At 66.1% G+C, this 25,633-nt stretch carries 23 protein-coding genes; 15 read left to right on the top strand and 8 right to left on the bottom strand.

The genetic code is table 11. The features are described from left to right. Positions 1 to 128: 128 nt before the first annotated feature. The 5 genes from JQ639_RS11540 to JQ639_RS11520 all read left to right on the top strand — a co-directional run bounded on the left by JQ639_RS11540 (position 129) and on the right by JQ639_RS11520 (position 8,016). The gene (locus tag JQ639_RS11540; RefSeq protein WP_211966232.1) at positions 129 to 1,136 is read left to right on the top strand and encodes an alpha/beta fold hydrolase; all 1,008 of its coding nucleotides are present in this window, start codon (positions 129 to 131) and stop codon (positions 1,134 to 1,136) included. Next, positions 1,069 to 1,845, top strand: a complete 777-nt coding sequence (locus JQ639_RS11535) for an esterase/lipase family protein (RefSeq protein ID WP_211966231.1) — start codon at positions 1,069 to 1,071, stop codon at positions 1,843 to 1,845. Before JQ639_RS11540 ends, JQ639_RS11535 begins: the two co-directional genes overlap by 68 nt. A gap of 153 nt (positions 1,846 to 1,998) precedes the next feature. Then, positions 1,999 to 3,549 (top strand): wax ester/triacylglycerol synthase family O-acyltransferase, encoded by a 1,551-nt coding sequence (locus JQ639_RS11530; RefSeq protein WP_211966230.1) that lies wholly within the window; start codon positions 1,999 to 2,001, stop codon positions 3,547 to 3,549. A 110-nt stretch (positions 3,550 to 3,659) separates the two neighbouring features. Then, on the top strand, positions 3,660 to 4,649 hold the full coding sequence (locus JQ639_RS11525) for an alpha/beta fold hydrolase (protein WP_211966581.1): 990 nt from the start codon (positions 3,660 to 3,662) through the stop codon (positions 4,647 to 4,649). Positions 4,650 to 4,776: 127 nt separating this feature from the next. After that, the gene (locus JQ639_RS11520; RefSeq protein WP_211966229.1) at positions 4,777 to 8,016 is read left to right on the top strand and encodes a bifunctional cytochrome P450/NADPH--P450 reductase; all 3,240 of its coding nucleotides are present in this window, start codon (positions 4,777 to 4,779) and stop codon (positions 8,014 to 8,016) included. Between the two features lie 13 nt (positions 8,017 to 8,029). Here the strand turns inward: JQ639_RS11520 and JQ639_RS11515 are convergent, their stop codons facing one another. Then, the gene (locus JQ639_RS11515) at positions 8,030 to 8,947 is read right to left on the bottom strand and encodes an alpha/beta fold hydrolase (protein ID WP_349644602.1); all 918 of its coding nucleotides are present in this window, start codon (positions 8,945 to 8,947) and stop codon (positions 8,030 to 8,032) included. 174 nt (positions 8,948 to 9,121) lie between these two features. Here JQ639_RS11515 and JQ639_RS11510 point away from each other — a divergent pair, with 174 nt between their 5' ends. The 8 genes from JQ639_RS11510 (at position 9,122) to JQ639_RS11475 (ending at position 15,307) form a co-directional block, all read left to right on the top strand. Next, entirely contained in the window at positions 9,122 to 9,511 is a 390-nt protein-coding gene (locus JQ639_RS11510; protein WP_371745069.1) for a hypothetical protein, read from the top strand. Continuing rightward, positions 9,508 to 10,590: a PHA/PHB synthase family protein gene (locus JQ639_RS11505; protein WP_211966226.1), complete on the top strand. Its 1,083-nt coding sequence runs from the start codon at positions 9,508 to 9,510 to the stop codon at positions 10,588 to 10,590. The genes JQ639_RS11510 and JQ639_RS11505 overlap by 4 nt, the downstream gene beginning before the upstream one ends. Continuing rightward, positions 10,587 to 11,186, top strand: coding sequence for a GNAT family N-acetyltransferase (locus JQ639_RS11500; RefSeq protein ID WP_211966225.1), 600 nt, complete (start codon positions 10,587 to 10,589; stop codon positions 11,184 to 11,186). Before JQ639_RS11505 ends, JQ639_RS11500 begins: the two co-directional genes overlap by 4 nt. Positions 11,187 to 11,338: 152 nt before the next feature. Then, positions 11,339 to 11,821 carry a phasin family protein gene (locus JQ639_RS11495; protein WP_211966224.1) on the top strand — a complete coding sequence of 161 codons (483 nt, stop codon included), beginning with the start codon at positions 11,339 to 11,341 and terminating at the stop codon, positions 11,819 to 11,821. A gap of 104 nt (positions 11,822 to 11,925) precedes the next feature. Further along, positions 11,926 to 13,215, top strand: coding sequence for a DUF445 domain-containing protein (locus JQ639_RS11490; protein ID WP_211966223.1), 1,290 nt, complete (start codon positions 11,926 to 11,928; stop codon positions 13,213 to 13,215). A gap of 104 nt (positions 13,216 to 13,319) precedes the next feature. Continuing rightward, positions 13,320 to 13,886 carry a LemA family protein gene (locus tag JQ639_RS11485; RefSeq protein WP_371745068.1) on the top strand — a complete coding sequence of 189 codons (567 nt, stop codon included), beginning with the start codon at positions 13,320 to 13,322 and terminating at the stop codon, positions 13,884 to 13,886. Positions 13,887 to 13,916: 30 nt separating this feature from the next. Continuing rightward, positions 13,917 to 14,696, top strand: a complete 780-nt coding sequence (locus JQ639_RS11480; RefSeq protein WP_211966580.1) for a TPM domain-containing protein — start codon at positions 13,917 to 13,919, stop codon at positions 14,694 to 14,696. Further along, positions 14,696 to 15,307 carry a TPM domain-containing protein gene (locus tag JQ639_RS11475; protein ID WP_211966221.1) on the top strand — a complete coding sequence of 204 codons (612 nt, stop codon included), beginning with the start codon at positions 14,696 to 14,698 and terminating at the stop codon, positions 15,305 to 15,307. Before JQ639_RS11480 ends, JQ639_RS11475 begins: the two co-directional genes overlap by 1 nt. 21 nt (positions 15,308 to 15,328) lie before the next feature. Here JQ639_RS11475 and JQ639_RS11470 read toward each other — a convergent pair whose 3' ends face one another. The 6 genes from JQ639_RS11470 to JQ639_RS11445 are packed head-to-tail and all read right to left on the bottom strand — an operon-like array spanning position 15,329 to position 22,131. After that, complete coding sequence (locus tag JQ639_RS11470; RefSeq protein ID WP_211966220.1) at positions 15,329 to 16,501, bottom strand: M20 aminoacylase family protein; 1,173 nt, start codon at positions 16,499 to 16,501, stop codon at positions 15,329 to 15,331. 10 nt (positions 16,502 to 16,511) lie between these two features. Then, a complete protein-coding gene (locus JQ639_RS11465; protein WP_211966219.1) occupies positions 16,512 to 17,525 on the bottom strand; it encodes an ABC transporter ATP-binding protein in 1,014 nt (337 codons plus the stop codon). Next, complete coding sequence (locus JQ639_RS11460) at positions 17,522 to 18,511, bottom strand: ABC transporter ATP-binding protein (protein WP_211966218.1); 990 nt, start codon at positions 18,509 to 18,511, stop codon at positions 17,522 to 17,524. Before JQ639_RS11460 ends, JQ639_RS11465 begins: the two co-directional genes overlap by 4 nt. Positions 18,512 to 18,522: 11 nt before the next feature. After that, entirely contained in the window at positions 18,523 to 19,485 is a 963-nt protein-coding gene (locus tag JQ639_RS11455; RefSeq protein ID WP_211966217.1) for an ABC transporter permease, read from the bottom strand. Between the two features lie 9 nt (positions 19,486 to 19,494). Continuing rightward, complete coding sequence (locus tag JQ639_RS11450) at positions 19,495 to 20,475, bottom strand: ABC transporter permease (protein WP_211966216.1); 981 nt, start codon at positions 20,473 to 20,475, stop codon at positions 19,495 to 19,497. A gap of 54 nt (positions 20,476 to 20,529) precedes the next feature. Continuing rightward, a complete protein-coding gene (locus tag JQ639_RS11445) occupies positions 20,530 to 22,131 on the bottom strand; it encodes an ABC transporter substrate-binding protein (protein WP_211966215.1) in 1,602 nt (533 codons plus the stop codon). A gap of 257 nt (positions 22,132 to 22,388) precedes the next feature. On the opposite strand from JQ639_RS11445, the gene JQ639_RS11440 reads away from it, so the two are divergent. Together JQ639_RS11440 and JQ639_RS11435 are read left to right on the top strand one after the other, a co-directional pair. Further along, on the top strand, positions 22,389 to 23,663 hold the full coding sequence (locus JQ639_RS11440; protein ID WP_349644604.1) for a D-2-hydroxyacid dehydrogenase family protein: 1,275 nt from the start codon (positions 22,389 to 22,391) through the stop codon (positions 23,661 to 23,663). A gap of 148 nt (positions 23,664 to 23,811) precedes the next feature. Then, the gene (locus tag JQ639_RS11435; protein ID WP_211966214.1) at positions 23,812 to 24,588 is read left to right on the top strand and encodes a lipase family alpha/beta hydrolase; all 777 of its coding nucleotides are present in this window, start codon (positions 23,812 to 23,814) and stop codon (positions 24,586 to 24,588) included. A gap of 9 nt (positions 24,589 to 24,597) precedes the next feature. On the opposite strand, the gene JQ639_RS11430 is transcribed toward JQ639_RS11435, so the two are convergent. Further along, a complete protein-coding gene (locus tag JQ639_RS11430) occupies positions 24,598 to 25,518 on the bottom strand; it encodes a LysR family transcriptional regulator (RefSeq protein WP_211966213.1) in 921 nt (306 codons plus the stop codon). Positions 25,519 to 25,633 lie beyond the last annotated feature (115 nt).

The raw sequence follows: 25,633 nt of genomic DNA, 5'->3' as shown, positions 1-25,633 counted from the left end.
TTTATGACAAGTTTTTGACAGCCGCGGTCGCGGCTGTGGACGGACCAGGGCGCACCGGCAAGACGGACCCCGGAGAGGTGGTCCCTTGCGGGTGCTGGCACCCGAAGGTCTGAAGAAGGATCGGAATTGTGACAGACGTCGTGGAGTTTGCGTCCGTCGAAGGCCTTGAGCTGGCCTATGACGAGCGGGGTCCGGTCTCCGGGCCAGCGGTGCTGCTGATCATGGGCCTCGGCACGCAGATGATCGCGTGGCCGGAGAACTTCTGCAATCAGCTCGCGGATGCGGGATATCGCGTCATCCGCTTCGACAACCGCGACATCGGGCTGTCGACCAAGCTGGTCGAAGCGCCGCGGGTTCGTCTCGCCAGCATGCTGTTCAAGACCGTACTCGGCCGCAAGATCGATGCGCCCTATACGCTCGACGACATGGCGGCGGATGCGGTCGGCCTCCTGGATGCGCTCGACATCGAGGACGCCCACATCGTCGGCGCCTCGATGGGCGGCATGATCGCCCAGATCGTCGCAGCCCGTTATCCCGAACGCACGCGCAGCCTGGTCTCGATCATGTCGTCGAGCGGGGATCGCAAGTTGCCGCGGCCCAAGCCGCGCGTGAACGCAGTGATGTTCGGGCGCAGGCCGAACGCGGAGAACCGCGAGCAACTGGTTCGCTACGGCATGAAGCTGTTCCGCACCATCGGCAGCCCGGCCTATCCGACGCCGCCCGAGGTGCTGCGCCAGAAGGTCGAGGCTGCGGTCGATCGCTCGTACTATCCGCTTGGCGCGGTACGCCAGCTTGCGGCCATCATGGCGAGCGGCAGCCGCGTCGATCTGCTGGAGACGATCACGGCGCCGACGCTGGTACTACATGGCGCCGACGATCCGCTGGTGCCGGTCGAGGGCGGCATCGATACCGCCGCGCATGTCCGTGGCGCCCGACTGAAGATCATCCCGGGCATGGGTCATGACTTTCCCGCCGAAGTGACGCCGATGCTGGCCGACGACATCGTCCGGCACTGTCGCGCCGCCGATCGGAGCGTCAAGACCCGGTTCGACGACAGGGAGGCCGCCGATGAGTTCGCCCTCCGAAGCCCGCGCGGGCGTCATCCGACCGCCGTCGCCGCTCAAGCTGGCGCTTGAGGGGCGAGGGCTTTTTGATCTCGCCGGGCTCGCCGCCGCGGCACCGTTCCTGAGCCTCGCGCCGCGGGGCACGCCCCAGCCGGTGCTGGTGTTGCCGGGCCTTGGCGCCAACGACCGGTCGACGTTCGCATTGCGCGGCTTTCTCGCTTCGCTTGGTCACGATGTTCATGGCTGGGGGCGCGGACGCAATGTGCGGCTGCCACAGCTCGAAATTCCGGCCATCGTGCGGCAGGTCGACCGGCTGTTCGCGGTCGCCGGCCAGCCGGTCAGCCTGATTGGCTGGAGCCTTGGCGGCATCCTGGCACGCGAGGTTGCCCGTGAAATTCCCGCGCGCGTGCGGCTCGTGGTGACGCTCGGCAGTCCCTTTGCCGCGCCTGGAGCGAGCAATGTGCGGACGATCTGGAAATTGTTGACCGGCCAGCCGGCGACCGCGGTCGGCGCGACGCGGGTAGCCGAACTGGCACGCCCGCTGCCGGTCCCCGCCACGGCGATCTATACGCGTTCCGACGGTGTTGTCGCCTGGCAAGCCTGCCTTGAGCAGGAGAGCCCGCGCAGCGAGAACATCGAGGTGCGAACCACCCATATCGGCCTCGGTTTTCATGCTCCGGCCTTGTGGGCGACCGCGGACCGTCTGGCGCAGCCCGTCGGCACCTGGGCTCCGTTCAGGCCGGGCGGCCTGATCGCGCCGTTCTTTCCCCGCCACCGCTGACGTCACCGGCTGGCCTTGCTTTTGCGCTGCGGCGGCGCGCGGGCCCGTGACCCGCAGTCCGCCGGGCATTGGCGTGTTTACATCCGCTGCCGTGGTGCCAGAATGGCGGCAAGCAGAACGCCAGCAGGCGTCGGGTGTGGCAGGAGGAAAACCATGGGCGGCATCGGCAGGAAACTGTCGTCTCTCGACGCGTCGTTTCTGTATCTCGAGACCCCGGAGATGCCGATGCATGTCGGCAGCATGGCGATCTTCCGCCTGCCCGACGGCTACCAGGGCAACTTCTTCGAGGATTTCAAGGCGATGATCGCCGAGCGGCTGCATATCGCGCCGATCCTCAAATCGCGCCTTGCCAAGACGCCCCTCGACATCGACCATCCGAGCTGGGTCGAGGACGACCAGTTCGATATCGACCGCCACATCTTCCGCGCCAGCCTGCCGGCGCCGCACGACCGCGCCACGCTCGAGCGCATTGTCGGCTGGATGCATGCCAAGCTGCTCAACCGCGCACGGCCGCTATGGGAGTTCTATGTCTTCGAGGGCATGGCCAATAACGAGGTCGGGCTGTATTCCAAGATGCACCATGCGGCGATCGACGGTGGCGCCGGCGCGGCGCTGACATCGATCATCTATGATGTCACGCCGGTGCCGCGCAAAATCGATCCGGCACCCGAGCCGGCGAAGGCCGAGCGCGAGGCGCGCGATATCGCCGCCGATTTCCTCGATTCCTACCAGCAGGTCTGGGCGCAGCGTTTCGACATGTCCGCCGGGCTCAAGTCGGTCGAATTGCCGCGCACCGGCAAGAGCGATCTCGGCTCGATCCTGTTCGACAACGCCATGATGCAGATCGAGAACGCGGTGCGGTTCGCCGGCAGCATTCCCAGCGTGCTCAAGAGCGTGTCGCAGATGGCCGCGAAGGCGGCCGACCCGAAGTCGCGCGAGAGCCTGTCGAGCATGGTGTCGCCGTCGACGATCCTCAACAAATCGATCTCATCGGAGCGCAGCTATGCGGCCGTGTCGGTGTCGTTGCCTCAGGCCAAGGCCGTGGCGAAGGCGGCAGGTGGCAAGCTCAACGATGTGGTGATGGCGCTGTCGAGCGGCGTGCTGCGTCGCTATCTCGATGCGCGCGGCGCGCTGCCGTCGCGGTCGCTGACAGCGGCCGTGCCGATCTCGCTGCGCGAGGAAGGGAATGCGGACGCCAACAACCAGGTGTTCGGCATGGTCTGTTCGATCGCGACCCACATCGCCGATCCGCGCGAGCGACTGCAGACTATCATCGCCGAATCGACCAAATCCAAGGAGATGTCGCATCCGATGCGGGCGCTGGTGCCGCAGATGTCGAACCTGTCGATGCTCGGCGCCCCGATCATGGTGCAGGTGCTGGCGCTGCTCTACAGCCGCTCCAACCTGCCCGATGTCCTGCCACCGACCGCCAATGTCACCATTTCCAACGTGCCCGGGCCGCGGCAGACGTTGTACGCGGTCGGCGCCGAGCTGCTCAACATCTTTCCGGTCTCGATCTCCACCCACGGACTTGCGCTCAACATCACCGTGCAGAGCTATCGCGACCAGCTGGACTTCGGCTTTATCGCCGGCGCCAATATCATCCCCCACGTCCAGGAGATCGCCGACATGCTGCCGCGCGAGCTCGAACTTCTGGCGCAAGCCTATGCCCAGCCGGCCGCGGCGTCCGGCGCTGCCGGCTAGATCGGCGTGATGGCCGTTCCGGATCCCGATTCCGCGCGCCGCTCGCGTTCGCCGGCGGCCTGTTGTCCCTTTGATGTCCTTCATCGCTGACAGGTTGTTTCATGCCCGCATTGCTGCAGATGCCGCCCCTCCAGTACGCCGACACCAATGGCATCCGCATGGGCTACTACGATGCCGGACCGAAGGACGATCCCGTGCCCGTGGTGCTGTGCCATGGCTGGCCGGAAATCGCGTTCTCGTGGCGGCATCAGATCAAGGCGCTGAGCGAGGCAGGCATTCGTGTCATCGCGCCGGACCAGCGCGGCTATGGCGCGACCGAGCGGCCCGAGCCGGTCGAGGCCTATGACATCGCCCATCTCACGGCCGACCTCGTCGGCTTGCTGGACCATCTGAAGATCGACAAGGCGATCTTTGTCGGGCACGACTGGGGCGGCTTCGTCGTGTGGCAGATGCCGCTGCGCCATCGCGAACGTGTTGCCGGTGTGGTCGGCATCAATACGCCGCATACGCAACGGGCGCCGGCCGACCCGATCGAGCTGCTGCGCCGGCGCTTTGGCGAGCAGATGTATATCATCCAGTTCCAGGATCCCGGGCGGGCGCCGGACGCGATCTTCGGCGGCCGGGTGCGCCAGACCTTCGAGGCGTTCATGCGCAAGCCGCTGCCCCATCCGCCGGTGACGGAGGCGCCGACCGCCGGGGTCGGCGCCTCGCCGAAGACCAATCTCGCGTTTCCGCAGATGGTGGCGGCCTATGACGCCGCCAAGGATCCGCGGACGCCGATCCTGTCGCCGGAGGAGATGCAGGTGTTCGTCGACACCTTCACGCGCACGGGCTTCACCGGCGGGATCAACTGGTACCGCAACATGAGCCGCAACTGGCAGGCCGCTGCGGAGCTCGACCACACGGTGCGGGTGCCGGCGCTGATGATCATGGCCGAGCATGACGCGGTGCTGCCGCCGTCGGCCTGCGACGGCATGGAGGCCATTGTGCCCGATCTCGAAAAGTATCTGGTGCGCGACAGCGGCCACTGGACCCAGCAGGAGCAGCCCGATGAGGTCAGCGGCAGGCTGATCGAATGGCGGCGGCGCCGCTTCGGTTGAGGCGATGGCACGGATTGGCGCCCGACATGTGGCGGACTGCGACGGTGGCGCAATTGCCGCCGCCGGAGTGGTTGATCTATAGGTTGATTCCGGGAATGGCCCGAACGGGCAGGGGGAGCTCGAGCCGATGGCGTCCAACAACAGACTGGATCCGATTCCGCATCCGCCGAAGAAGCCGGTGGTCGGCAACATGCTGTCGATCGATGCGACGGCTCCGGTCCAGCATCTCGTCCGGCTGACCCGGGAGCTCGGCCCGATCTTCTGGCTCGACATGATGGGCGTGCCGATGGTGATCGTGTCGGGTGCGGCGCTGGTCGACGAGCTCAGCGACGAGAAGCGCTTCGATAAGGCAGTGCGCGGCGCGCTGCGTCGCATCCGCGCTATCGCCGGCGATGGCCTGTTCACCGCCGACACCACCGAGCCGAACTGGGGCAAGGCGCACAACATCCTGATGACGCCGTTCGGCAACCGTGCGATGCAGTCCTATCATCCGATGATGGTCGATATCGCCGACCAGTTGGTGAAGAAGTGGGAGCGGCTCAACGTCGACGAAGAGATCGACGTCGTCCACGACATGACCGCGCTGACGCTCGACACCATCGGCCTGTGCGGCTTCGACTACCGCTTCAATTCGTTCTACCGCCGGGACTATCACCCCTATGTGGCGGCGCTCGTGCGTTCGCTGGAGACGGTGATGGCGACCCGCGGCCTGCCGCTGGAGGGCCTGCTGAAACGCGGCCGCGCCCAGCAGATGGCCGAAGACATCGCCTTCATGAATGGCATGGTCGACGACATCGTGCGCGAGCGGCGGCGCAGCGCCGAGGCCGCGGCCGGCAAGAAGGACATGCTGGCGGCGATGGTCAGCGGTGTCGACCGCGCCAGCGGCGAGCACCTCGACGACGTCAACATTCGCTACCAGATCAACACCTTCCTGATCGCCGGACACGAAACCACCAGCGGCATGCTGTCTTGCGCGATCTACGCGATGCTCAAGCATCCGGAGGTGCTGCGGAAGGCCTACGAGGAGGTCGACCGTGTCCTCGGGCCGGATACCTCCGTCAAGCCGACCTACCAGCAGGTCACCCAGCTCACCTACATCACCCAGATCCTGAAGGAGGCGCTGCGGCTGTGGCCGCCGGCGCCGGCATTCGGGCTGTCGCCGCTGCAGGACGAGGTTATCGGCGGGCAGTACAAGCTCAGGAAAGGCACCTTCGTCACCGTGCTGGTGCTGGCGCTGCACCGCGACCCGTCGGTGTGGGGGCCGAACCCCGATGCGTTCGATCCCGAGAACTTCAGCCGTGAGGCGGAGGCGAAACGCCCGGTCAACGCCTGGAAGCCGTTCGGCAACGGCCAGCGCGCCTGCATCGGCCGCGGCTTCGCCATGCACGAGGCCGCGCTGGCGCTCGGCATGATCCTGCAGCGCTTCAAGCTGGTCGACCACACCGGCTATCAGATGGAGCTCAAGGAAACGCTGACCATCAAGCCGGATGGCTTCAAGATCAAGGTGTTGCCGCGCACCGACGCGGATCGCGCGCCAGCGGGGGCGCGGGCCAGCAGCGCAGCGGCTGCGCCGATCGTCGCGGCTCCCGTGGCCGGCGCCCGGCCGCGCCCCGGCCACAACACGCCGCTGACAATTCTCTTCGGCTCGAACCTCGGCACCGCGGAAGATATCGCCCATCGCATCGCCGATCTCGCGGAGGTCAACGGCTTTGCCACGACGCTGGCGCCGCTCGACGATTCCGTCGGCAAGCTGCCGGAGGACGGCGGCACCATCATTGTCTGCGCCTCCTACAACGGCGCGCCACCGGATAACGCCACCGAATTCGTCAAGTGGATCGGCGGCGACCATGCGCCGGATGCCTTCGCCAGGGTGCGCTATGCCGTGTTCGGCTGCGGCAACAGCGACTGGCTCGCCACCTATCAGTCGATTCCGCGGCTGATCGACGAGCGTCTTGCGGCTCATGGCGCCAACCGCGCCTGTCCGCGCGGCGAGGGCGACGCCCGCGACGATCTCGACGGCCAGTTCGAGACCTGGTTCACGCAACTGCGGGCGCTGGCGGCCAAGGAGTTCGGCGTCGAATCCGCGTTCGGGCGTGAGGCTGGCGATGCGCCGCTCTATCGCGTCGAGCCGGTCGCCGCCTCCATTCCCAACACCATCGCAAGCCTCGGCGGCGCAGTGCCGATGAAGGTCCTGGTCAACGACGAGCTGCAGACTCATGGCGAGGCGGATGGCCGTTCCACCCGGCACATCGAGATCGAACTGCCGGCGGGCATGAGCTATCGCGTCGGCGACCATCTCAGTGTGGTGCCGCGTAACGATCCGGCGCTGGTCGACCGCGTCGCCCGGCGGTTCGGTTTCCTGCCGGCGGACCAGATTCGTCTCGACGTCGCCGAAGGGCGCCGCGCGCAGCTGCCGGTCGGCCAGGCGGTGTCGGTCGGGCGGCTGCTCACCGAGTTTGTCGAGCTGCAGCAGGTGGCGACGCGCAAGCAGATCCAGGCGATGGCCGAGCACACCCGCTGCCCGATGACGAAGCCGAAGCTGCAGGCGCTCAGTGGCGATGACGCCGCGTCCAACGAACTGTACCGCGCCGAGGTGCTCGCGCGCCGCAAGTCGGTGTTCGATCTGCTCGAGGAGCATCCGGCCTGCGAGCTGCCGTTTAGCGCCTATCTGGAGATGCTGTCGCTGTTGTCGCCGCGCTACTACTCGATCTCGTCGTCGCCCCAGGTGGCCGGCGCGTCGCGCTGCAGCGTGACCACGGCGGTGGTGGCGGCGCCGTCGCTGTCGGGACGCGGCACCTTCAAGGGCACCTGCTCCAACTATCTCGCGGGTCGCCGAGTCGGTGACGTCATCCAGGCCACGGTGAAGGAAACCAAGGCCGGCTTCCGCCTGCCGGACGATGCGGCGGTGCCGATCATCATGATCGGTCCGGGCACCGGCCTCGCGCCATTCCGCGGCTTCCTGCAGGAGCGCGCGGCGCGCAAGGCGCAGGGGCAGGAGCTCGGCCCGGCGATGCTGTTTTTCGGCTGCCGCCACCCGGATCAGGACTTTCTGTACGGGAAGGAGCTGCAGCAGTTTGCCACCGACGGCGTCGCCGAGCTGCATGTGGCGTTCTCGCGTGGCGAGGGGCCGAAGACCTATGTGCAGCATCTCATCGCCCAGCAGCAGGACAAGGTCTGGAACCTGATCGAGCGCGGCGCGATCGTCTATGTCTGCGGCGACGGCGGCAAGATGGAGCCGGACGTCAAGGCTACGCTGGTTGGCATCCACCGCGCCAAGAATGGCGCCACGGAAGAGCAGGCGACGCGCTGGATCGAGCAGCTCGGCGTGCACAACCGCTATGTGCTCGATGTCTGGGCGGGCAACTGACGTCGTCGTGCGATCACGCCCTGGCGGGCGCGGCCCGGGCGTGATCGACGATCGCGTCGATGATCTGAGGCCATAGCGGAATCGGCAAGGCGTGGCCCATGGCCGGGATCATCACCAGCTTGGCGCCGGGGACCGTGTTCGCGACATCCTGGCCGGCCTGCGGCGGCACCAGCGGATCGATCGCGCCGTGGATCACCAGGGTCGGCACGGTGATGCCCTTGAGGCGCGGCTTGCGGCTGCCGGAGGCGATGATCGCATGCAGCTGCCGCGCGACGCCGGGCGGGTTGAGGCCGCGCGCAAACGTGCGCTCGGCGCGCTGGCGATCCTTGGCCTCGTCCTCGGGAAAATTCGGGCCGCGCAGCACCTTCCAGTTGCGGGCGAAGGCGGCGATGTACTCGTCGCGTGTCTTCGGCGGCGGCGCCATCAGTACCGCCATGGCTTCGGGCGTCGGTGGCGGCAGCGACGGATCGCCGGAGGTCGCCATGATCGATGTCAGCGAGCGCACCCGGTTCGGATGGTTCATCGCCAGTTCCTGGGCGATCGCGCCGCCCATCGAGGCGCCGACGATGTGTGCTGCGCCGATGCCGAAGGCATCCATCAGGCCGACGGTGTCCTGCGCCATGTCGCGCAGCAGGTAGGGCGCCGGAAGCGGCCGGCCTGCGAGCTGCGCCTGGATCACGGCCTGGATACCGACTGGCGGGTGTGCCGTCATTCTGGTCGAGCGGCCGATGTCGCGGTTGTCGAAGCGGATGACGCGGAAGCCGCGATCGGCGAGCTGCTGGCAGAACTCGTCGTCCCAGTGGGTCATCTGCGCGGCGAGGCCCATAATCAGGATCAGCGGCTCGGCGTCGGCGGCGCCGAAACTCTCGCAGCACAGCTCGATGCCGTTGGCCTTGACGAACTGCTCGTGGGTCGCGGTGCTGTCGGTCACGATGCTCTCCGGATGCTGGACGCCCTGTCGCAGCATTAACCAATCCCGCTGCGGCGCGCCAGAGTGTGGCCGCGAACGTGCCGCTTGACCGCGACCGCGCTGTTGCGGGAGACTGACTGCAACAAGATCACGGACGAGGCCTTGCGCCATCGCATCCGGGCGTGGAGGGGAGGCCTGATGTCCAACAGCAATGACCCGGCCGAGATCTGGCGGACCTATCTCGCCGAGCTGGAGAAGGGGTTCAATGCCTTCGCCAACCAGGCGATGGGCTCGCGCGAATTCAGCCGCGCGATGAACCAGGCCGGCGGCGCGACGTTCGGCGCGCAAAAGACCGTCGGCGATCTCATGGAGCGCTATCTCGCCAGCATGAACCTGCCGAGCCGGGCGCAACTCGTCAACATGGGCGAGCGGCTGCAGGCGATCGAGGGGCAGCTCGCGGAGATCAAGTCCCTGCTGCAGCGGGTTCACAGCGACAGTGCCACGCCTGCCTCCGGGCTGGCGGCAACGCCGCGGCCCCCGCGCACACGGCAGCCGCCGTCGGCTTCGGGAGGAGGTTCCGCATGAGTGGCGCCGCGCAAACCGCTTATCCGGACGTCGCCGATCGCATCCAGCAGGAGATCCAGCGCGCGATCCAGCGCAGCATCAAGGGCGTCGAATACTTCAGCTCATCGGCGCCGGTGCTCGGCACCACGCCGAAGGACGTGCTGGCATCGCGCGGTACCATGAATCTCTATCACTACCGGCCGCTCGCGGACGAGATCTATCGTGTGCCGCTGCTGATCGTGATGGCGACCACCAATCGCGGCTACATCCTCGACATGGTCCCGGGCCAGAGTCTGGTCGAGTTCCTGCTCAAGCGCGGCTTCGACGTCTACATGCTGGACTGGAGTGCGCCGCGCCCGGACGAGAAGAACCTGCGGATGGAGGACTACGTCCTCGATTTCATCCCGGACTGCGTGCGTCGGGTGCAGGAGGATTCCGGGGTCGAGGACGTCAATATCGTCGGCTACTGTTTTGGCGGCGTGCTGTCGCTGCTGTATGCCTCGATCTTCGAGAAGGGGCCGCTGAGGAATCTCGTCTGCTTCACGACGCCGATCGATTTCCGGCAGATGACGCTGTTCCAGAATTTTTCGGACAAGCGCTATTTCGATGTCGACCAGCTCGTCGATGGCGTCGGCAACGTGCCGCCGGAGATGATCCTGTCGTCGTTCGAAATGCTGCGGCCGGCGTCCCGCGCGATCAGTCAGGTGCAACTGTGGGAGAACATCTGGAACGACGAGTACGTCAAGTCGTACCGCATGTTCGACCGCTGGGCGACCGATACCCTGCCGCTGGCCGGCGAATACTTCCGCCAGATCACGAAGGACCTGATGTGGGGCAACAAGCTCTACGAGGGCACGATGACCGTCGGTGGCCACCCTGCCGATTTCGCCCGCATCAAGGTGCCGATCCTGCATGCCGTCGCCGAACACGATCACATCGTGCCTTATGACGCCGCGCGTCACCTGATCGAACGGATCGGCTCGTCGGACAAGGAGGAGATCATCCTCAAGGGCGGTCATGTCAGCCTCGTCGCTGGCGCCAATGCGATCAAGCGCCTGTGGCCCAAACTCGATTCCTGGTTGAGCGAGCGATCCGTATGAACAGCACCGAGACGCGATCCTATCCCCGCCATGTCCGCACCGATGGCGGTTCGATCGAATTCCGCCTGATGGGGCCGGCCGACGAAGCGGCCGTCCTGACGTTTGCGCGCGGGCTTCCGGCGCACGACCTGCTATTCCTGCCACGCAACATCACCGAACCGAAGGTGCTCTCGGCGTGGGTCAAGGAGATCGAGCGGGGGTCGATCGTCAGCGTGCTCGCGGTCAGGGACGGCGCGGTGGTCGGCTGCGGCACCATCGTGCGCGATCCGCTGTCGTGGTCTCCCCATGTCGGCGAAATCCGCATGGTGATCTCCACGGACGTGCGCGGCCTCGGCGTCGGTCGGGCGCTGTCCAACGAGACCTTTGCGCTGGCGCTGTCGATCGGGCTCGAGAAGTTGATCGTGCAGATGACCGTCGACCAGACCGGGGCGATCGCCATTTTCGAGGGGCTCGGCTTTCGCGCCGAGGCGCTGTTGCGCAACCATGTGAAGGATCTCGCCGGCCGGACCCACGACATCGTCGTTCTCGGGCACAATGTGGCCGAGGTCCGGGCCCAGCTCGAAGCCTATGGACTGCCGGATGCAGTACGACAATAGGTTTTATAATACCTCTTTCGTCAAAGCTCACTAAAGCGTGATATTGCACCGCAATATTATGTTGCGGCGCACCATGGGGTGTGACATAACGACCTCGCCCCGGGCCATGTGACGGGGTGAGCCCATAGCTCAAACCGAGGATGGAGGATGTCATGACCACTGAAACCAATTCGTACCTGAACGCTTTCAAGGACGCCTTCGCGCCGGTCACCGACGCGCTGAAGAACGTTCAGAACCTGCAAGTTCCCGAGGCTGCCCGCGATTTCGTCAAGCGCTCGACCACCAGCGCCAAGGAGCGCGCGGCCGAGATCCACACCGGTGCCGACAAGCTGACTGGCGCGATCGAGACCGCTGTCGCCGGTTCGGTGACCGAGACCGCCAAGATCAGCCGCAGCATCCAGAAGGCGATCTACGAGGACGCCGAGGCGTTCTTCGCCGGCATCGAGCGTCTGGCTTCGGCCAAGTCGCTGAGCGAGGCCGTGCAGATCCAGGCTGACCTGATCCGCACCCAGGGCGAAGTGACCGTCTCCCGCGCCAAGTCGGCGTCGGAGTATGTCGGCAAGCTGTTCGCCGATGGCGCCAAGTCGGCGCAGGACAACCTCTCCAAGGTCGTCGCCTTCAACAAGGTTGCGTAACCGCGTCCCAGGCGTTGTATCGCGTATCCTGTACAAAGGCCCGCTGACGCGGGCCTTTGCTTTTGCCCGATCTGGTCTATCTGTCTCCGTGGTGAGGTGACGGCATGGCGGCCACGGACAGTCTTTCCCTTGCGATCGATGCGGGCGATGCGGCGCGTGCCGCGCAGCTGCGCCGGATCAAGGCGCTGGCGACCGCTGCGCTTGGCGGCTGCCTGCTGGTGCTGATCGTGGCCCGCACGTTGCGTGATCGCCATCCGGTCTTCGGCTTCGTGGCTGCCTTTGCCGAGGCGGCGACCATCGGCGGACTTGCCGACTGGTATGCGGTGGTCGCGCTGTTCCGCCGTCCGCTGGGCCTTCCGATTCCGCACACCGCGATCATCCAGACCAACCAGCAGCGGATCGCCGACAAGCTCGGCGACTTCATCGAAGTGCATTTCCTGCGCGACGATGCGGTCAGCGCCAAGCTGCAGCAGACCGACTTTGCCCGTTTCGTCGCCCAATGGCTGGACGACCGCAAGCGCAGCGGCGATCTCGCCCGCTTCGTGCTGCATTTGTTGCCCGAGGCCCTGTCGGCGGTGAACAATTCCGGGCTGAAGACCTTCTTCATCCGCCGGATCGTCGGCCAGATTCAGGCGCTCGACCTTGCGCCGCTTGCTGCCGGGACCTTGCGTGGCTTCGTCCGCGACGGCCGGCACCAGGCCCTGCTCGACGACCTGCTGGTGGCGGTGCATGGCGCGCTCAACAATGCCGAGACGCTGGCGGCGATCCGCGACCGCATTCGCGCCGAGTTGCCGACCCTGCTGAAGCTCTACCGCGCCGAGAAGTACGTCCTCAACAAGGTGGTGGCCTCCGCGACCTCGTTCTTCGAGGATGTGCGCACCGACCCGCAGCATCCCTTCCGCAGCGAGTTAGACCGGATGGTGCGCTCCTTCGTCGATCGTCTGGAGACCGATCCCTCCTATGCGGAGCGCATCGAGCAGCTCAAGCGCGACGTGCTGGCGCGACCGGAACTCGGCGAGCTCGCCCAGCATCTGTGGTCCAGCGTGATCGCCATGTTCGACGAGGGGCAGGGGCAGACGGCGTCGCTACTGCATCATCATCTGTCGACGCTGTTCATGGAAGCCGGACGCCAGCTCGCGGGAGATGCGGACATGCGCGCCGAGATCAACCAGGGTCTCGTCGTGGTGCTGCGCAGCTTCATCGCCGCGCAGAAGAGCGGCGTTTCCTCCTTCATCGCCGACCAGGTGAAGTCCTGGGACATGCGCCAGCTGATTGGCGTGATCGAGCTCAATGTCGGTCACGATCTGCAATATATCCGATTCAACGGCATGCTGATCGGCGGTTTGGCCGGCCTCGTTCTCTACACCGCGGAATACCTCATCCGGTTCATGTAAGCCGGTATTTGCGTCACGCGCGCCGGTTGCTCTATGATCCGCGTCAGTCCAAGCGCCCGCCAGGAGCATCCATGACCATCATCACGTCCCGTCTTCGCACCCTCATGGCCGTCGTACTGCTGGGCCTGTCGGTGTCCGCCTGCGGATACAACAATATTCCGACGCTCGAGGAGCAGGCCAAGGCGAAGTGGGCCGACGTCCAGAACAACTATCAGCGCCGCGCCGATTTGATCCCGAACCTGGTGGCGACCGTGCAGGGCTACGCCAAGCAGGAGAAGGACGTTCTGACCTCAGTGGTCGAGGCGCGGGCCAAGGCGACCCAGGTCAAGATCGATGCCTCGCAGCTCACCGATCCGGACAAGCTCAAGCAATTCCAGGACGCCCAGAACCAGCTCTCCGGTGCACTCGGGCGGCTGCTGGCGGTGAGCGAGAACTATCCCGACCTCAAGTCCAACCAGAACTTCCTGGCGCTGCAGTCGCAGCTCGAGGGAACCGAGAATCGAATCGCCGTGGCGCGCCGCGACTACATCGAGGCGGTGCGGGTCTACAACACCGAGCTGCGCACCTTCCCGGGCGTGCTGTGGGCGTCGACCTTCTTCCGCGCCAACAAGCCGATGGCCGAGTTCACGGCCACCGAAGGCGCCCAGACGCCGCCGCAGGTCAAGTTCTGACGCATCGCCGTGCGGCTCAGTACCACCGGGATGAAGACCGTGCCGGCAGCAAGGCACTGGGCGGCGCCGTTCGGCGCCGCCGTTGTGCTGCTGTGGTCGCTGGTCGCGGCGCTGGCGTTGACGTCTCCGCAACTGACCGGGCGCATCGTCGATCAGGCCAACGTCATCCCGGCAGCGACGCGCACCGCGATCGAGCAGAAGCTCGTCGATCTCGAGAACAAGTCGGGTATCCAGCTCGTCGTCGCCACGGTGTCGTCCCTCGAGGGCCAGGAGATCGAGCCCTACGCCAACCAGCTGTTCCGCACCTGGCAGCTCGGCGAGAAGACCAAGAACAATGGCGTGCTGCTGCTGGTGGCGCCCAACGAGCGGCGGGTGCGCATCGAGGTCGGCTATGGCCTCGAGGGCACGCTGACCGACGCGCTGTCCAAGGTGATCATCACCAATGCGATCGCGCCGCGCTTCAAGGCGGGTGATTTCGGCGACGGCGTGGCGCGCGGCGTCGACGACATCATCACGGTGCTGACGACCGATGCCTCCGAGTGGCAGCAGAAGCCGGCGCTGCGCCTCGACAACCAGCAGGATGACGCCTGGAACTGGATGCTGGTGGCGGGCCTGATCGGGCTGGGCATTCTCTTGATTGTTTCGCCGGGGTTCCGCTGGTTCTTCTTCAATGTGTTGCTCAATGCGGTCATCAGCGCCGCTGCGTCGGGACGCGGCGGCTCTTCCGGGGGCGGTGGATTTTCCGATGGGGGCGGATTCTCCGGCGGCGGCGGTTCGTCCGGCGGCGGCGGGGCTTCGGGGAGCTGGTGATGAGTCTGTCGGAGCAGGATCGCGACCGGATCGCGCAGGCCATTCGCGCTGCGGAAGCCAGAACATCCGGCGAGATCGTCTGCGTGCTGGCGCGGGCGTCGGCGGATGCCACCGCGCTGCCGGTGTTCCTCGCGGCGGTGGTCGCGCTGGCCTTGCCCTGGCTGTTGATTGCGGTCACGGCACTCCCGGTGCAGCGCATCCTGGTGCTGCAGGTCGCGCTGTTCGCGGTGCTGATGCTGGTGCTGTGCATTCCGCGCGTCCGGGTGGCGCTGATGCCGCGGCGGGCGCGCCGGGCGGTGGCGCATCGGGTGGCCATGGAGCAGTTCGTGATCCGCGGCATCGCCCGCAAGAAGGACCGCTCGGGCATCCTGATCTTCGTGTCGCTGGCCGAGCACTATGTGCGGATCATCGCCGATGACGGCATTGCGGCGAAGGTCCCGCAGGCCGAATGGCAGGGCGCCGTCGATGCGCTGGTGACGCATCTGCGCGAGGGGCGCGTCGGTGACGGCTTTCTGGCCGCGATCGGGATTTGCGGCACCAGGCTGGCCGAGCATTTTCCGCGCACCGTCGACAGCCGCGACGAACTGCCCGATCGGGTCTATTTGATCTGAGCTCTCGGGGCGGGTGCGGCGTCAGGCCGGCAGCAGCGTCTCCACCAGACGAATCCAGTACGACGTCCCGAATACGATCGCCTCGTCGTTGAAGTCGTAAGCTGGATGGTGCAGCGGCGCGCTGTCACCGTTGCCGACATTGATGAACGCGCCGGGGCGCGCCTGCAGCATGAAGGCGAAATCCTCACCGCCCATCACCGGTGGAACGCCGACCAGGACGTTCGGCTCGCCGACGATGTCGGCGGCGATGCGGGCGGCGGCTGCGACCTCGGTGTCGTGGTTGACCAGCACCGGGGTCTGGCGGCGATAGCTCAGCGCGATCCGTGCGCCGGTCATGCGGGCGACGCCGTCGGCGATCTCATGGATTCGCTGTTCGATCAGATCACGCGTTTCCGCCTTGAGCGTGCGCACGGTACCGCTCAGCTTGACACGCTGCGGGATGACGTTGTGGGCATTTCCGGCATGGAATTCACAGATCGAGACCACGGCGGAGTCGAGAGGGTCGATGGTGCGCGACACGATTGACTGCAACTGGCCGACGAGCTGGGTGCCGATGAGCAAGCTGTCGATGGCGACATGCGGCCGTGCCGCGTGGCCACCCTTGCCCTCGATGGTGATGTCGATCCGATCGGTCGAGGCCATCGAGGCGCCGCTGCGAATCGAAAACTGGCCGAGCGGCAGACCGGGGCGATTGTGCATGCCGTAGACCTCGTCGATGGCGAAGCGCTCGAGCAAGCCGTCATGGATCATACGCTCGGCGCCGTTGCCGCCTTCCTCCGCCGGCTGGAAGATGACGATGGCGATGCCGGCGAAGTTGCGGCTCTCGGCAAGATAGCGTGCCGCGCCCAGCAGCATGGCGGTGTGGCCATCATGGCCGCAGGCATGCATCTTGCCGGTCGTGGTGGACTGGTAAGGCAGGCCGGTTTCCTCCTCGATCGGCAGCGCATCCATGTCGGCGCGCAGGCCGATGGTGCGTGCATCGCCGCCTTCCCGCTGGCGGCCCCGGATGACGCCGACGACGCCGGTGTCGCCGAGGCCGGTCACGACCTCGTCGCAGCCGAACGTCCGCAGTCGATCAGCGACCAGCGCGGCGGTGCGATGGACATCGTAGAGCAGCTCCGGATGGGCGTGGATATCCTGCCGCCAGGCAGCGATTTCCGCATGCAGGTCCGAGACGCGGTTGACGATGGGCATGGCGACGATCCTAGGCTGTGGCGGGTGCGGAGGGGTCTGCGATCCGCTGTTCTTCTACACCGTGACAGGCGACACCGTCGATCAGCTCCGGGATTTCGGTGTGGCAACGGTCGAAGGCGAACGGGCAGCGCGGATGAAATGCGCAGCCGCGCGGTGGATCGATCGGGTTCGGCATCTCGCCCCGGACGGGAACCCGTGGACGGCCGGACAGTGTCAGGTCCGGCACCGCGCCGAGCAGCATCCGGGTGTAGGGCATGCGCGGGGAAGCGAACAGCGCCGCCGCCGGTGCGATTTCGACGAGACGGCCGAGATACATGACGCCGATGCGATGCGCCATGTGGCGCACGACAGCGAGATTGTGGCTGATGAACAGGTAGGTGAGGCCAAGGCGGTCCTGCAGGTCGCTCATCAGGTTGAGGATCTGGGCTTGTACCGAGACGTCGAGCGCCGACGTCGGCTCGTCGCAAACGATCAGCTCGGCCTCGGAGGCGAGCGCGCGCGCGATGGCGATGCGCTGGCGCTGGCCGCCAGAGAATTCGTGAGGAAACCGTTCGGCATCGTCGCGATGCAGGCCGACCAACGCGAGGAGTTCGCCGACACGGCGCTGAATCGCCTGTGAGCCATCGATCAGGCCAAAGGCGCGGATCGGCTCGGCGACGATCGCGCCGACGCGAAAACGCGGGTTGAGGCTGGCATACGGGTCCTGGAAGATCATCTGGATGCGGCGGCGCAGCCGTCGTCGCGTGTCGGCCTGGCGCGGATCGGTCATCGACACGCCATCGATCACCACGTCGCCTGCGGACGCCTTCAGCAGGCCGACGGTCATCCGCGCCACCGTGCTCTTGCCCGAGCCGGATTCGCCGACCAGTGCAAAAGTCTCGCCCTTCCTGATGTCCAGCGAGACACCGTTGACCGCATGGACGAACTCGCGGCGACCGCCTCCCAGTGCGCGGTCGAGCCAGGGGCGCGACACCTCGAACGTGCAGTGCAGGCCGCGCAACCTGACGAAGGCCGGCCCGCTCATGCGCCTGACTCCGCCGCGGCATGGCCATCGTAGAGATGACAGGCGACGGTGCGACCGGCGATCGTCATCGATTCCGGTCGCTCCTGGCGGCAGCGATCGAAGGCAAACGGGCAGCGCGGGTGAAACGCGCAGCCTGCCGGAATGGCGGCAAGGCGCGGCATCGTGCCCGCAATCTGGACGAGGCGGGCGGTGTTGCCCTCGAGGGTCGGGATCGCACCCATCAGGCCGCGGGTGTAGGGATGCAGCGGCTGCTGCACCACCTCGCGGACAGGACCGACTTCGGCAAGGCGGCCTGCGTACATCACCGCGACGCGGTCTGCGATCTCGGCGATCACGCCGATGTCGTGGGTCACCAGCATCACCGCGGTGCCATGTTCGCGCGCCAGTCGCTTCAGGAGGGCGATGATCTGGGCCTGCACGGAAACGTCGAGCGCGGTGGTCGGCTCGTCGGCAATGATCAGTTCGGGCCCGGCGCACAATGCCAGCGCGATCACCACGCGCTGGCGCATGCCGCCGGAGAACTCATGGGGATAGCCATCGATCAGGCGCTCGGCAGCGGGAATGCCGACTTCGGTCAGCAACGCGATGGCCCGGCGGCGCGCGTCGGCGGGCGACAGGCGGGTGTGGGTGCGGATGGTCTCGACCAACTGGTCGCCGATGCGGTACAGCGGATCAAGGCTGGTGAGCGGATCCTGAAAGATCATGCCGATGCGTCCGCCGCGTACGTTACGCATCTCGTCCGGCGAAAGATCGTCGATGCGCTGGCCGCCGAGGTGAATCGTTCCGCCGCTGACGCGTCCGGGCGGGTCGATCAGCCCGATTACGGCAAGGCCGGTCACTGTCTTGCCCGCGCCGGATTCGCCGACGACGCCGAGAATCTCGCCGCCGTCGATATCCAGCGAGATGTCATCGATCGCATGCAGCGTGCCGCGGCGGGTGACGAAATCGACCTTGAGATGACGCAGCGAGAGGGCGGGTGCGGTCATGCGGCGTTCCGCTAGCGCAGCTTGGGATTGAGGGCGTCACGCAGCCAGTCGCCGACCAGGTTGATCGCGAGGATCAGCATGGCGAGCGCAAGGCCCGGGAACGTGACGATCCACCATTCACCGGAGAACAGGTAATTGTTGCCGATCCGGATCAGGGTGCCGAGCGAAGGCATGGTGTCGGGCATGCCAGAGCCGAGGAAGGACAGCGTGGCCTCCGTAATGATGGCGAGCGCGAGATTGATGGTCACCAGCACCAGGATCGGTCCCATGGCGTTCGGCAGCACATGGCGCAGCATGATGGTCCGCGCCGGCAGCCCGACCAGGCGCGCGGCGGCGACGTAATCCTTGCCTTTCTCCACCATCACCGAGCTGCGCACGGTACGGGCATATTGTACCCAGAAGCTCAGGCCGATGGCGATGACGAGCACGGTGAGGGTCTGGGCGGCGTTGAGATGGTTGCCGAGCAGTGACTTGGCGACGCCGTCGATCAGCAGCGCGATCAGGATTGCCGGAAACGTCAGCTGGATGTCGGCGATACGCATGATGACGCTGTCGATCCGGCCGCCGAAATAGCCGGCGATCAGCCCGAGGCCGGTCCCGAGGGTGCCTGCCAGCAGCATGCCGAGCACGCCGACGCTGAGCGAGATGCGCAGGCCATAGAGAATGGCCGAGAATACATCGCGGCCCTGTTCGTCGGTGCCGAGCAGGAACGGCGCCTGCCCCTCGCTGCTCCACAGCGGCGGGATGCGCGAGTTGAGCAGTTCGAGCTGCGCCGGGTCGAACGGGTTCTGCACCGCGATCAGCGGCGCGCAGGTCGCCAGTGCGAAGAAGACCACAGTGACGGTGGCGGCGATCATCGTGAGGCGCGAGCGGCGGAAGGCGTGGAACAGGTCGCTGTCGAGGACGCTGTGCCAGCGCGACTGCCGGTGGCGGGCAGAGGCGTCGGTGATGTCGTCGAACGGCGATGTGCTCATGCCGCAGCCTCAGGCCGGTCCGCCGATGCTCGCCCGCAGGCGCGGGTCGATCACGGCGTAGAGAATGTCGACCGCAAAATTGATGCCGACGAAGATCAGCGACACCAGCAGCAGGTACGCTGCCATGATCGGAATGTCGACGTTCTGGATCGCCTGCACGAACAGCAACCCCATCCCCGGCCACTGGAATACGGTTTCGGTGATGATGGCGAACGCGATAACCGAACCGAACTGAAGGCCCGCGACGGTGATCACCGGCACCAGGGTGTTGCGCAGGGCGTGACCGAAATGGATCGCGCGCGTGGTGAGGCCGCGGGCGCGGGCGAAGCGGATGTAATCGGTGCGCAGCACTTCGAGCATTTCGGCGCGCACCAGCCGCATGATCAGCGTCATCTGGAACAGGCCGAGCGTGATGGCGGGCATGATCAGCGATTTGAGCCCGGAGGTGGTGAGCAGGCCTGTGCTCCACAGGCCGATCCGCACGGTCTGGCCGCGGCCGTAGGATGGCAGCCAGCCGAGGGTCACCGAGAACAGGTAGATCAGCAGAATGCCGATGAGGAAGGTCGGCAGCGAGATGCCGACGAGCGACACCACCTGCAGCAACCGGGCGAAGAGCGAATCGCGGCGCAGCGCCGAATAGACCCCGAACAGGATGCCGAAGGCCAGCGCCAGCACGGTGGCGCAGGTCGCAAGCTCGAGTGTCGCCGGCATCCGATCGATCAGCAGCGACGCCACCGGCTGGCGGAACTGGTAGGAGACGCCGAAGTCGAAGCGCAGGGCATGCCAGATGAAATGCGCGAATTGCAGCAGGACGGGATCGTCGAGGCCGAGCGAATGGCGCATCTCAGCGCGCTGCGCCGCGGATGTGTCCAGCGATACCATCTGGTTGACCGGATCGCCCGCAAAGCGGAACATCGCGAAGGCGATGATGCCGACGGCGAACAGGACGCCGACGGCCTGCAGTGCGCGACGAAGCGTGAAAGCGAGCATCGGGTGGCTTCACCGTGTGGTGTCGGACGACATGGTCGTGGAAAACGCGATGGCCTACTCCCTGGCGTCCTTGGCCGCCCAGTACAGCAGCACCTGATTGTCGGGGCGTTGCGCGAGCTTGACCTGCTTCGACACGCCCCAGGCCAGCGCCTGCTGGTGCAGCGGGATGTAGCCGTAGTCGTCCATCACGAGCTGGAACGCCTGCTTGATCAGCTGGTCGCGCTTGCCGGTGTCGGTCTCGACCTGGATCTGGTCGGTCAGCGCGTCGACCTTCTTGTTGCAGTAGCCGCCGAGATTGGTCTCGCCGCGCGGGCTTTTGACATCGTCGCGGCAGCCGATGATATCGTAGAGCACGTTGTGCGAATCCAGCGTGTTCGGCGTCCAGCCCAGCAGATAGAACGACGTCTGGTAGCCGCCGGGTTTGAGGATCTTGGCGAAGTACAGCGCCTTGGGCTGTGCCAGCAGATTCACCTTGATCCCGACGCGGGCCAGCATGCCGACCACGGCCTGGCAGATCGCCTCGTCATTGACATAGCGGTCGTTGGGACAATCCATGCCGACTTCGAAGCCGTCGGGATAGCCGGCGTCGGCGAGGAGCTTCTTCGACAACGCCGGATCGTAGGCGGGGCGCACGAAATCCTTTGATAGCCTGAACAGTTCGGGTGCGATCATCAGCGCCGATGGCGTCGACAGGTTGCGCATCACCCGCGTCTTGATCAGATTGATATCGATCGCCTTGAAGAATGCTTCGCGGACCCGGACATCCTTGAACGGGTTCTTGCCCTTGACGCTGGAGGAGAGCAGCTCGTCGCGGGTCTGGTCCATGCCGAGGAAGATGGTGCGGACCTCCGGTCCGGTCAGCACCGTGGCGTTGGCGCTGGCCTTGACGCGATCGATGTCCTGGATCGGCACCGGCTCGATGAGGTCGACTTCGCCTGACAGCAGGGCGGCGACGCGGGTGGCGTCGGATTTGATCGGCGTGAACACGATCTCCTTGAGATTGTGTTCGAGCGGCTTGCGCCACCAGTTCGGGTTCGCCTTGAACACGGTTTTGACGCCGGGTTCGTGGCTCTCGATCATGAACGCACCGGTGCCGTTGGCATGGAGTGAGGCATAGCTCGGTGTTGTCGCCGCGACCGGTGTCGGGGCGGTGGCGTTGTTCGCCTCCGCCCACTTCTTGTCCATGATGTACCAGCTGTCCCACTGTGAGGTCAGGATCGGGTTGGGCGAGGGCAGGATGAAGTCGACGGTGTAGTCGTCGATCTTCACGACCCTCGCGCCGGCCGGAACACGGGTCTGGAAGTTCGATCCTGTGGCGCGGACGCGATCGGCGGAAAATACGACATCGTCCGCGGTGAAGTCGTCGCCGTTGTGAAACTTGACGCCCTTGCGCAGGTGGAAGCGCCAGCGCGTCGGCTCCGGCGTCTCCCAGCTTTCCGCGAGCCCCGGGATGATCTGCAGGTTTCTGTCACGCGCGACCAGTCCCTCATAGACGTTGCCGTGATGGGCGATCGTGGTGGATTCCTGCAGCGTATAGGGATCCAGCGACTTCAGGTCGCCCTGGTTGGCATAGCGCAGCGTCTGGGCGGACAGGGGAGCCACGGCGAGGAGCGTCAGCGCGGCGGCAGCGGCGAGCACGAGGGGACGGAACTGCATGAATCGACGCCTCCGTGGATTACACGAAGCTTCGCCGATGCGGCGCTCCCGACAGGACGCCCGCATCTGGCATGCCACCCATGTTGCCAGAGTTTGGAAGCGGAGCAAGCCGGATTTGGCGGCGCGGGTTGATGTCAGCTTGTGCAATGCACGCGCAGGGATGCGTGATTGTCGCTGTGCCGGCATATGCATGACGTCTTGTTTTCGTGCCGCGCGCGTATTGGCCGCGCACCCATGGCGCGTGGTAGCCATGGCTCATGAGCGAGAGACCGAACGCGCTGATTGTCGATCTGTTGCAATGGCTCGCCGCCGGACCGCGTCCCTATGCCGAGGTGCTGGACGCCTGGCGCACGAGCTGTCCGCGTCTGACCATCTGGGAAGACGCGGCCGAGCAGGGTCTCGTGCGACGCCGGCGCGGCGACGACGGCGTGGCGCTAATCGAGTTGACCAAGGCCGGCCTTGACGTACTGCGGGACGAAGCTGCCGCGCCGGCACCGCAATCCCCGGCGAAAGCGCTGACGATCGCCATCCTCGACGACTGGTTCGATACGCTGCCGACACTGCCGTGCTTCGGCAAGCTTGCCGGTCATGACGTAGCGGTATGGACGGATCATACCGACGACATCGATACGCTCGCCGAACGCTTGAAGGATACCGAGGTGCTGGTGCTGATCCGCGAGCGCACCGCGATCCGCGAGGCGTTGCTGCGGCGGTTGCCGAAGCTGCGGCTGATCAGCCAGCGCAGCGTCTATCCGCACATCGACATCGATGCCTGCACACAGCGCGGCATCGTCGTGTCGTCGAGCCAGCATGACGGCACGCCATCCTATGCGGCGGCGGAACTGACCTGGGCGCTGGTGCTGGCGGCGATGCGCGATCTGCCGCGGCAGATGACGGCACTGCAGGCCGGGCACTGGCAGGTCGGTGTCGGTCACACGCTGCGCGGCAAGACGCTCGGCATCTACGGCTACGGCCGCATCGGCCGTACGGTTGCCGGCTACGGCCACGCCTTCGGCATGCGCGTGCTGGTGTGGGCGAGCGAGGCATCGCGCGCGCGAGCGCGCAGCGATGGCTACGAGATCGCGGAGAGCCGGAACGTCTTTCTCGCGACATGCGATGTGGTGTCCCTGCACATGCGTCTCGTCGCGGCAACCCGCGGCATCGTCACGGCTGCGGACCTCGCGCGGATGAAGCCGACGGCGCTGCTGGTCAACACCAGCCGCGCCGGCCTGATCGCGCCGGGTGCCTTGGTTGCGGCCCTGCGTGCCGGCCGTCCCGGCCGCGCCGCGATCGACGTGTTCGACCAGGAGCCGCTGCGCGATCCCGATGATCCGTTGTTGACGATGCCCAACGTCGTGTGCACGCCGCATATCGGCTACGTTACGCACGAGGAATACGAGTTGCAGTTTGCGGATGTGTTCGACCAGGTCCTCGCCTATGCGGCGGGCAATCCGACGAATGTGGTGAATCCGGCGGCGCTCGCGCACACGGCGAGCCGCCCGCACTTTGTGCAGATTGCCCAGGACCTGTGACGTTTTGATCGCAGATGCAGCGCAGTAATCGGTATTATAATGCCGTAATTCCGTGTCGTGGTGACGCAGACTGGTTTAAATCTTCTGGAATCATCGCCACATTTCCTTTGTCGGCCCCGGTTGGGCCTCGTGAACAGAGGAATGCCGGATGGCCTTTGAAGCCCAGACCCTGCGACCGCCCTCCAAGCTGCTGATGATGCTTGAGGGACGGGCGCTGCACGAGCTCGGTGCGTTCTACGCCACGCTGCCGCTGCTCAGCATGACCGCGAAGGGCGACGGGCATCCGGTGCTCGTGCTGCCCGGCCTCGTTACCAGCGACGTGTCGACCCGGCCGCTGCGCAGCTTTCTCAAGAACCACGGTTATGCGGTGAGCGGCTGGGGCCTCGGCCGCAACTTCGGCCTGCGCGATGGCGTGCAGGACGGCATGGTCGATCTCGTCAAGCAGATCACGGAAACCCATGGCCGCAAGCTCAGCCTTGTCGGCTGGAGTCTCGGTGGTCTCTATGCCCGCCAGCTCGCCAAGATGCTGCCTGATCATGTGCGCGGCGTGATCACGCTCGGCAGTCCGTTCGCGGCGCACCCCAAGGCGACCAATGCCTGGCGCGTCTACGAGTTTGTCAGCGGCGAGCGCGCCGACGATGCCGCGGTCGAGACCGGGTTCGGCGGTCCGCTGTCGGAGACGCCGCCGGTGCCGACGACGGCGATCTTCAGCCGCACCGATGGGGTTTGCGCCTGGCAGGGCTGCATGGAGAAGGCGGGCAGCTACTCCGAGAACATTGAGGTCTATGGCAGTCACTGCGGCCTCGGCCATCATCCCGCGGTGGTCTATGCGGTCGCCGATCGTCTGGCGCAGCCGGAAGGCGCGTGGCAGCCGTTCGACCGCGGCGGCTGGCGCAGCCTCGTTTTCCCCGATCCGAACCGGTGACGGCGGCGGTCAGTCGGTCGACAGCACGTCCCTGAGCTGCGACATCAGCCAGCGCGCCGCCGGCCCCGGCGGCTTGTCGGTGCGATGCACGGCCTGCAGCGGATAGGCGCCGTTCTCCCAGTTGTCGAGGTTGAGGCGAACCAGCCGTCCAGCCGCCAGGTCGTCGCGCACCATGGGCTCCGGCATGCTGCCCCAGCCGACGCCGGCGAGCAGCAGCGCATGTTTGGCGCCGAGATCGGCGAGCCGCCATGTGCGTACCGCGACGACGCCGAACTCCTGTCCCTTTGTCAGTTCAGAGCGATCGGTAAGGACGAGCTGCACGCTCTTGCGCGCGGCGCTCGCCAGCGTCGCCCCTTGAGCGCTGAGCGGGTGTGAGGGCGCGGCGACCGGAATGAGGCGGACGGCGCCGATCTGCTGCGTCGCCAGTCCATCGACATTGGCCAGCAGCGGGCCGCCGATACCGACGCTCGCGGTGCCATTGAGCACCAGCTGGGTGATGGCGCCGAGTGCCTCGACATGCAGCCGCAGCGTGACGGTGGGGAAGGCGCTCTGGAAAGCGTCGAGCGCCACGGCCAGCTTGGCCATCGGCAGCATGACGTCGACCACCAGCGCGACCTCCGCCTCCAGTCCCCAGATCAGGCCGCGTGCCCGCGCCAGCAGATCGCCGACGCCGAGCGCGATGGTGCGCGCATCGGCGAGCACGGCGCGGCCGGCTTCCGTCAGTTGCGGCGTTTTGGTCGAGGCGCGGTCGAACAGCGTCAGGCCGAGCTGGGCTTCCAGATTGGTGATGGCATAGCTCACGACCGATGTCGCCCGCCGCAGCCGGCGTGCCGCTCCGGCGAAGCTGCCAGCCTCGACGATGGCCAGGAAGATCTGCAGCTGGTCGAGGGTCGGAGGCTTGGGGTCGAACGGCGGAGGCGACTTCTTCATATCAAGAATCTCGAACGATAAGTTCGATATTATATGACTTTTCAGAATGCGCGGACAGGTCCATTTGAGCGGAGACGGTCAATGCGCCCCCACCGGGGACGCCTCAAACGAGGAA

The sequence above is a fragment of the Bradyrhizobium sp. U87765 SZCCT0048 genome (assembly GCF_018131225.1).
Taxonomy (GTDB): Bacteria; Pseudomonadota; Alphaproteobacteria; order Rhizobiales; family Xanthobacteraceae; genus Bradyrhizobium_A.
This window is presented reverse-complemented; position numbering and strand designations above follow the sequence as displayed.

What these genes read in the sequence shown, in the direction of transcription:
- JQ639_RS11455 (WP_211966217.1), bottom strand. Translation starts at nt 19,485, where the DNA reads ATGAGCACATCGCCGTTCGACGACATCACCGACGCCTCTGCCCGCCAC.
- JQ639_RS11480 (WP_211966580.1), top strand. Translation starts at nt 13,917, where the DNA reads ATGAAGACCGTGCCGGCAGCAAGGCACTGGGCGGCGCCGTTCGGCGCC.
- JQ639_RS11435 (WP_211966214.1), top strand. Translation starts at nt 23,812, where the DNA reads ATGGCCTTTGAAGCCCAGACCCTGCGACCGCCCTCCAAGCTGCTGATG.
- JQ639_RS11445 (WP_211966215.1), bottom strand. Translation starts at nt 22,131, where the DNA reads ATGCAGTTCCGTCCCCTCGTGCTCGCCGCTGCCGCCGCGCTGACGCTC.
- JQ639_RS11530 (WP_211966230.1), top strand. Translation starts at nt 1,999, where the DNA reads ATGGGCGGCATCGGCAGGAAACTGTCGTCTCTCGACGCGTCGTTTCTG.
- JQ639_RS11470 (WP_211966220.1), bottom strand. Translation starts at nt 16,501, where the DNA reads ATGCCCATCGTCAACCGCGTCTCGGACCTGCATGCGGAAATCGCTGCC.
- JQ639_RS11485 (WP_371745068.1), top strand. Translation starts at nt 13,320, where the DNA reads ATGGCCGTCGTACTGCTGGGCCTGTCGGTGTCCGCCTGCGGATACAAC.
- JQ639_RS11505 (WP_211966226.1), top strand. Translation starts at nt 9,508, where the DNA reads ATGAGTGGCGCCGCGCAAACCGCTTATCCGGACGTCGCCGATCGCATC.
- JQ639_RS11535 (WP_211966231.1), top strand. Translation starts at nt 1,069, where the DNA reads ATGAGTTCGCCCTCCGAAGCCCGCGCGGGCGTCATCCGACCGCCGTCG.
- JQ639_RS11490 (WP_211966223.1), top strand. Translation starts at nt 11,926, where the DNA reads ATGGCGGCCACGGACAGTCTTTCCCTTGCGATCGATGCGGGCGATGCG.
- JQ639_RS11430 (WP_211966213.1), bottom strand. Translation starts at nt 25,518, where the DNA reads ATGAAGAAGTCGCCTCCGCCGTTCGACCCCAAGCCTCCGACCCTCGAC.
- JQ639_RS11495 (WP_211966224.1), top strand. Translation starts at nt 11,339, where the DNA reads ATGACCACTGAAACCAATTCGTACCTGAACGCTTTCAAGGACGCCTTC.
- JQ639_RS11475 (WP_211966221.1), top strand. Translation starts at nt 14,696, where the DNA reads ATGAGTCTGTCGGAGCAGGATCGCGACCGGATCGCGCAGGCCATTCGC.
- JQ639_RS11460 (WP_211966218.1), bottom strand. Translation starts at nt 18,511, where the DNA reads ATGACCGCACCCGCCCTCTCGCTGCGTCATCTCAAGGTCGATTTCGTC.
- JQ639_RS11500 (WP_211966225.1), top strand. Translation starts at nt 10,587, where the DNA reads ATGAACAGCACCGAGACGCGATCCTATCCCCGCCATGTCCGCACCGAT.
- JQ639_RS11440 (WP_349644604.1), top strand. Translation starts at nt 22,389, where the DNA reads ATGAGCGAGAGACCGAACGCGCTGATTGTCGATCTGTTGCAATGGCTC.
- JQ639_RS11520 (WP_211966229.1), top strand. Translation starts at nt 4,777, where the DNA reads ATGGCGTCCAACAACAGACTGGATCCGATTCCGCATCCGCCGAAGAAG.
- JQ639_RS11465 (WP_211966219.1), bottom strand. Translation starts at nt 17,525, where the DNA reads ATGAGCGGGCCGGCCTTCGTCAGGTTGCGCGGCCTGCACTGCACGTTC.
- JQ639_RS11450 (WP_211966216.1), bottom strand. Translation starts at nt 20,475, where the DNA reads ATGCTCGCTTTCACGCTTCGTCGCGCACTGCAGGCCGTCGGCGTCCTG.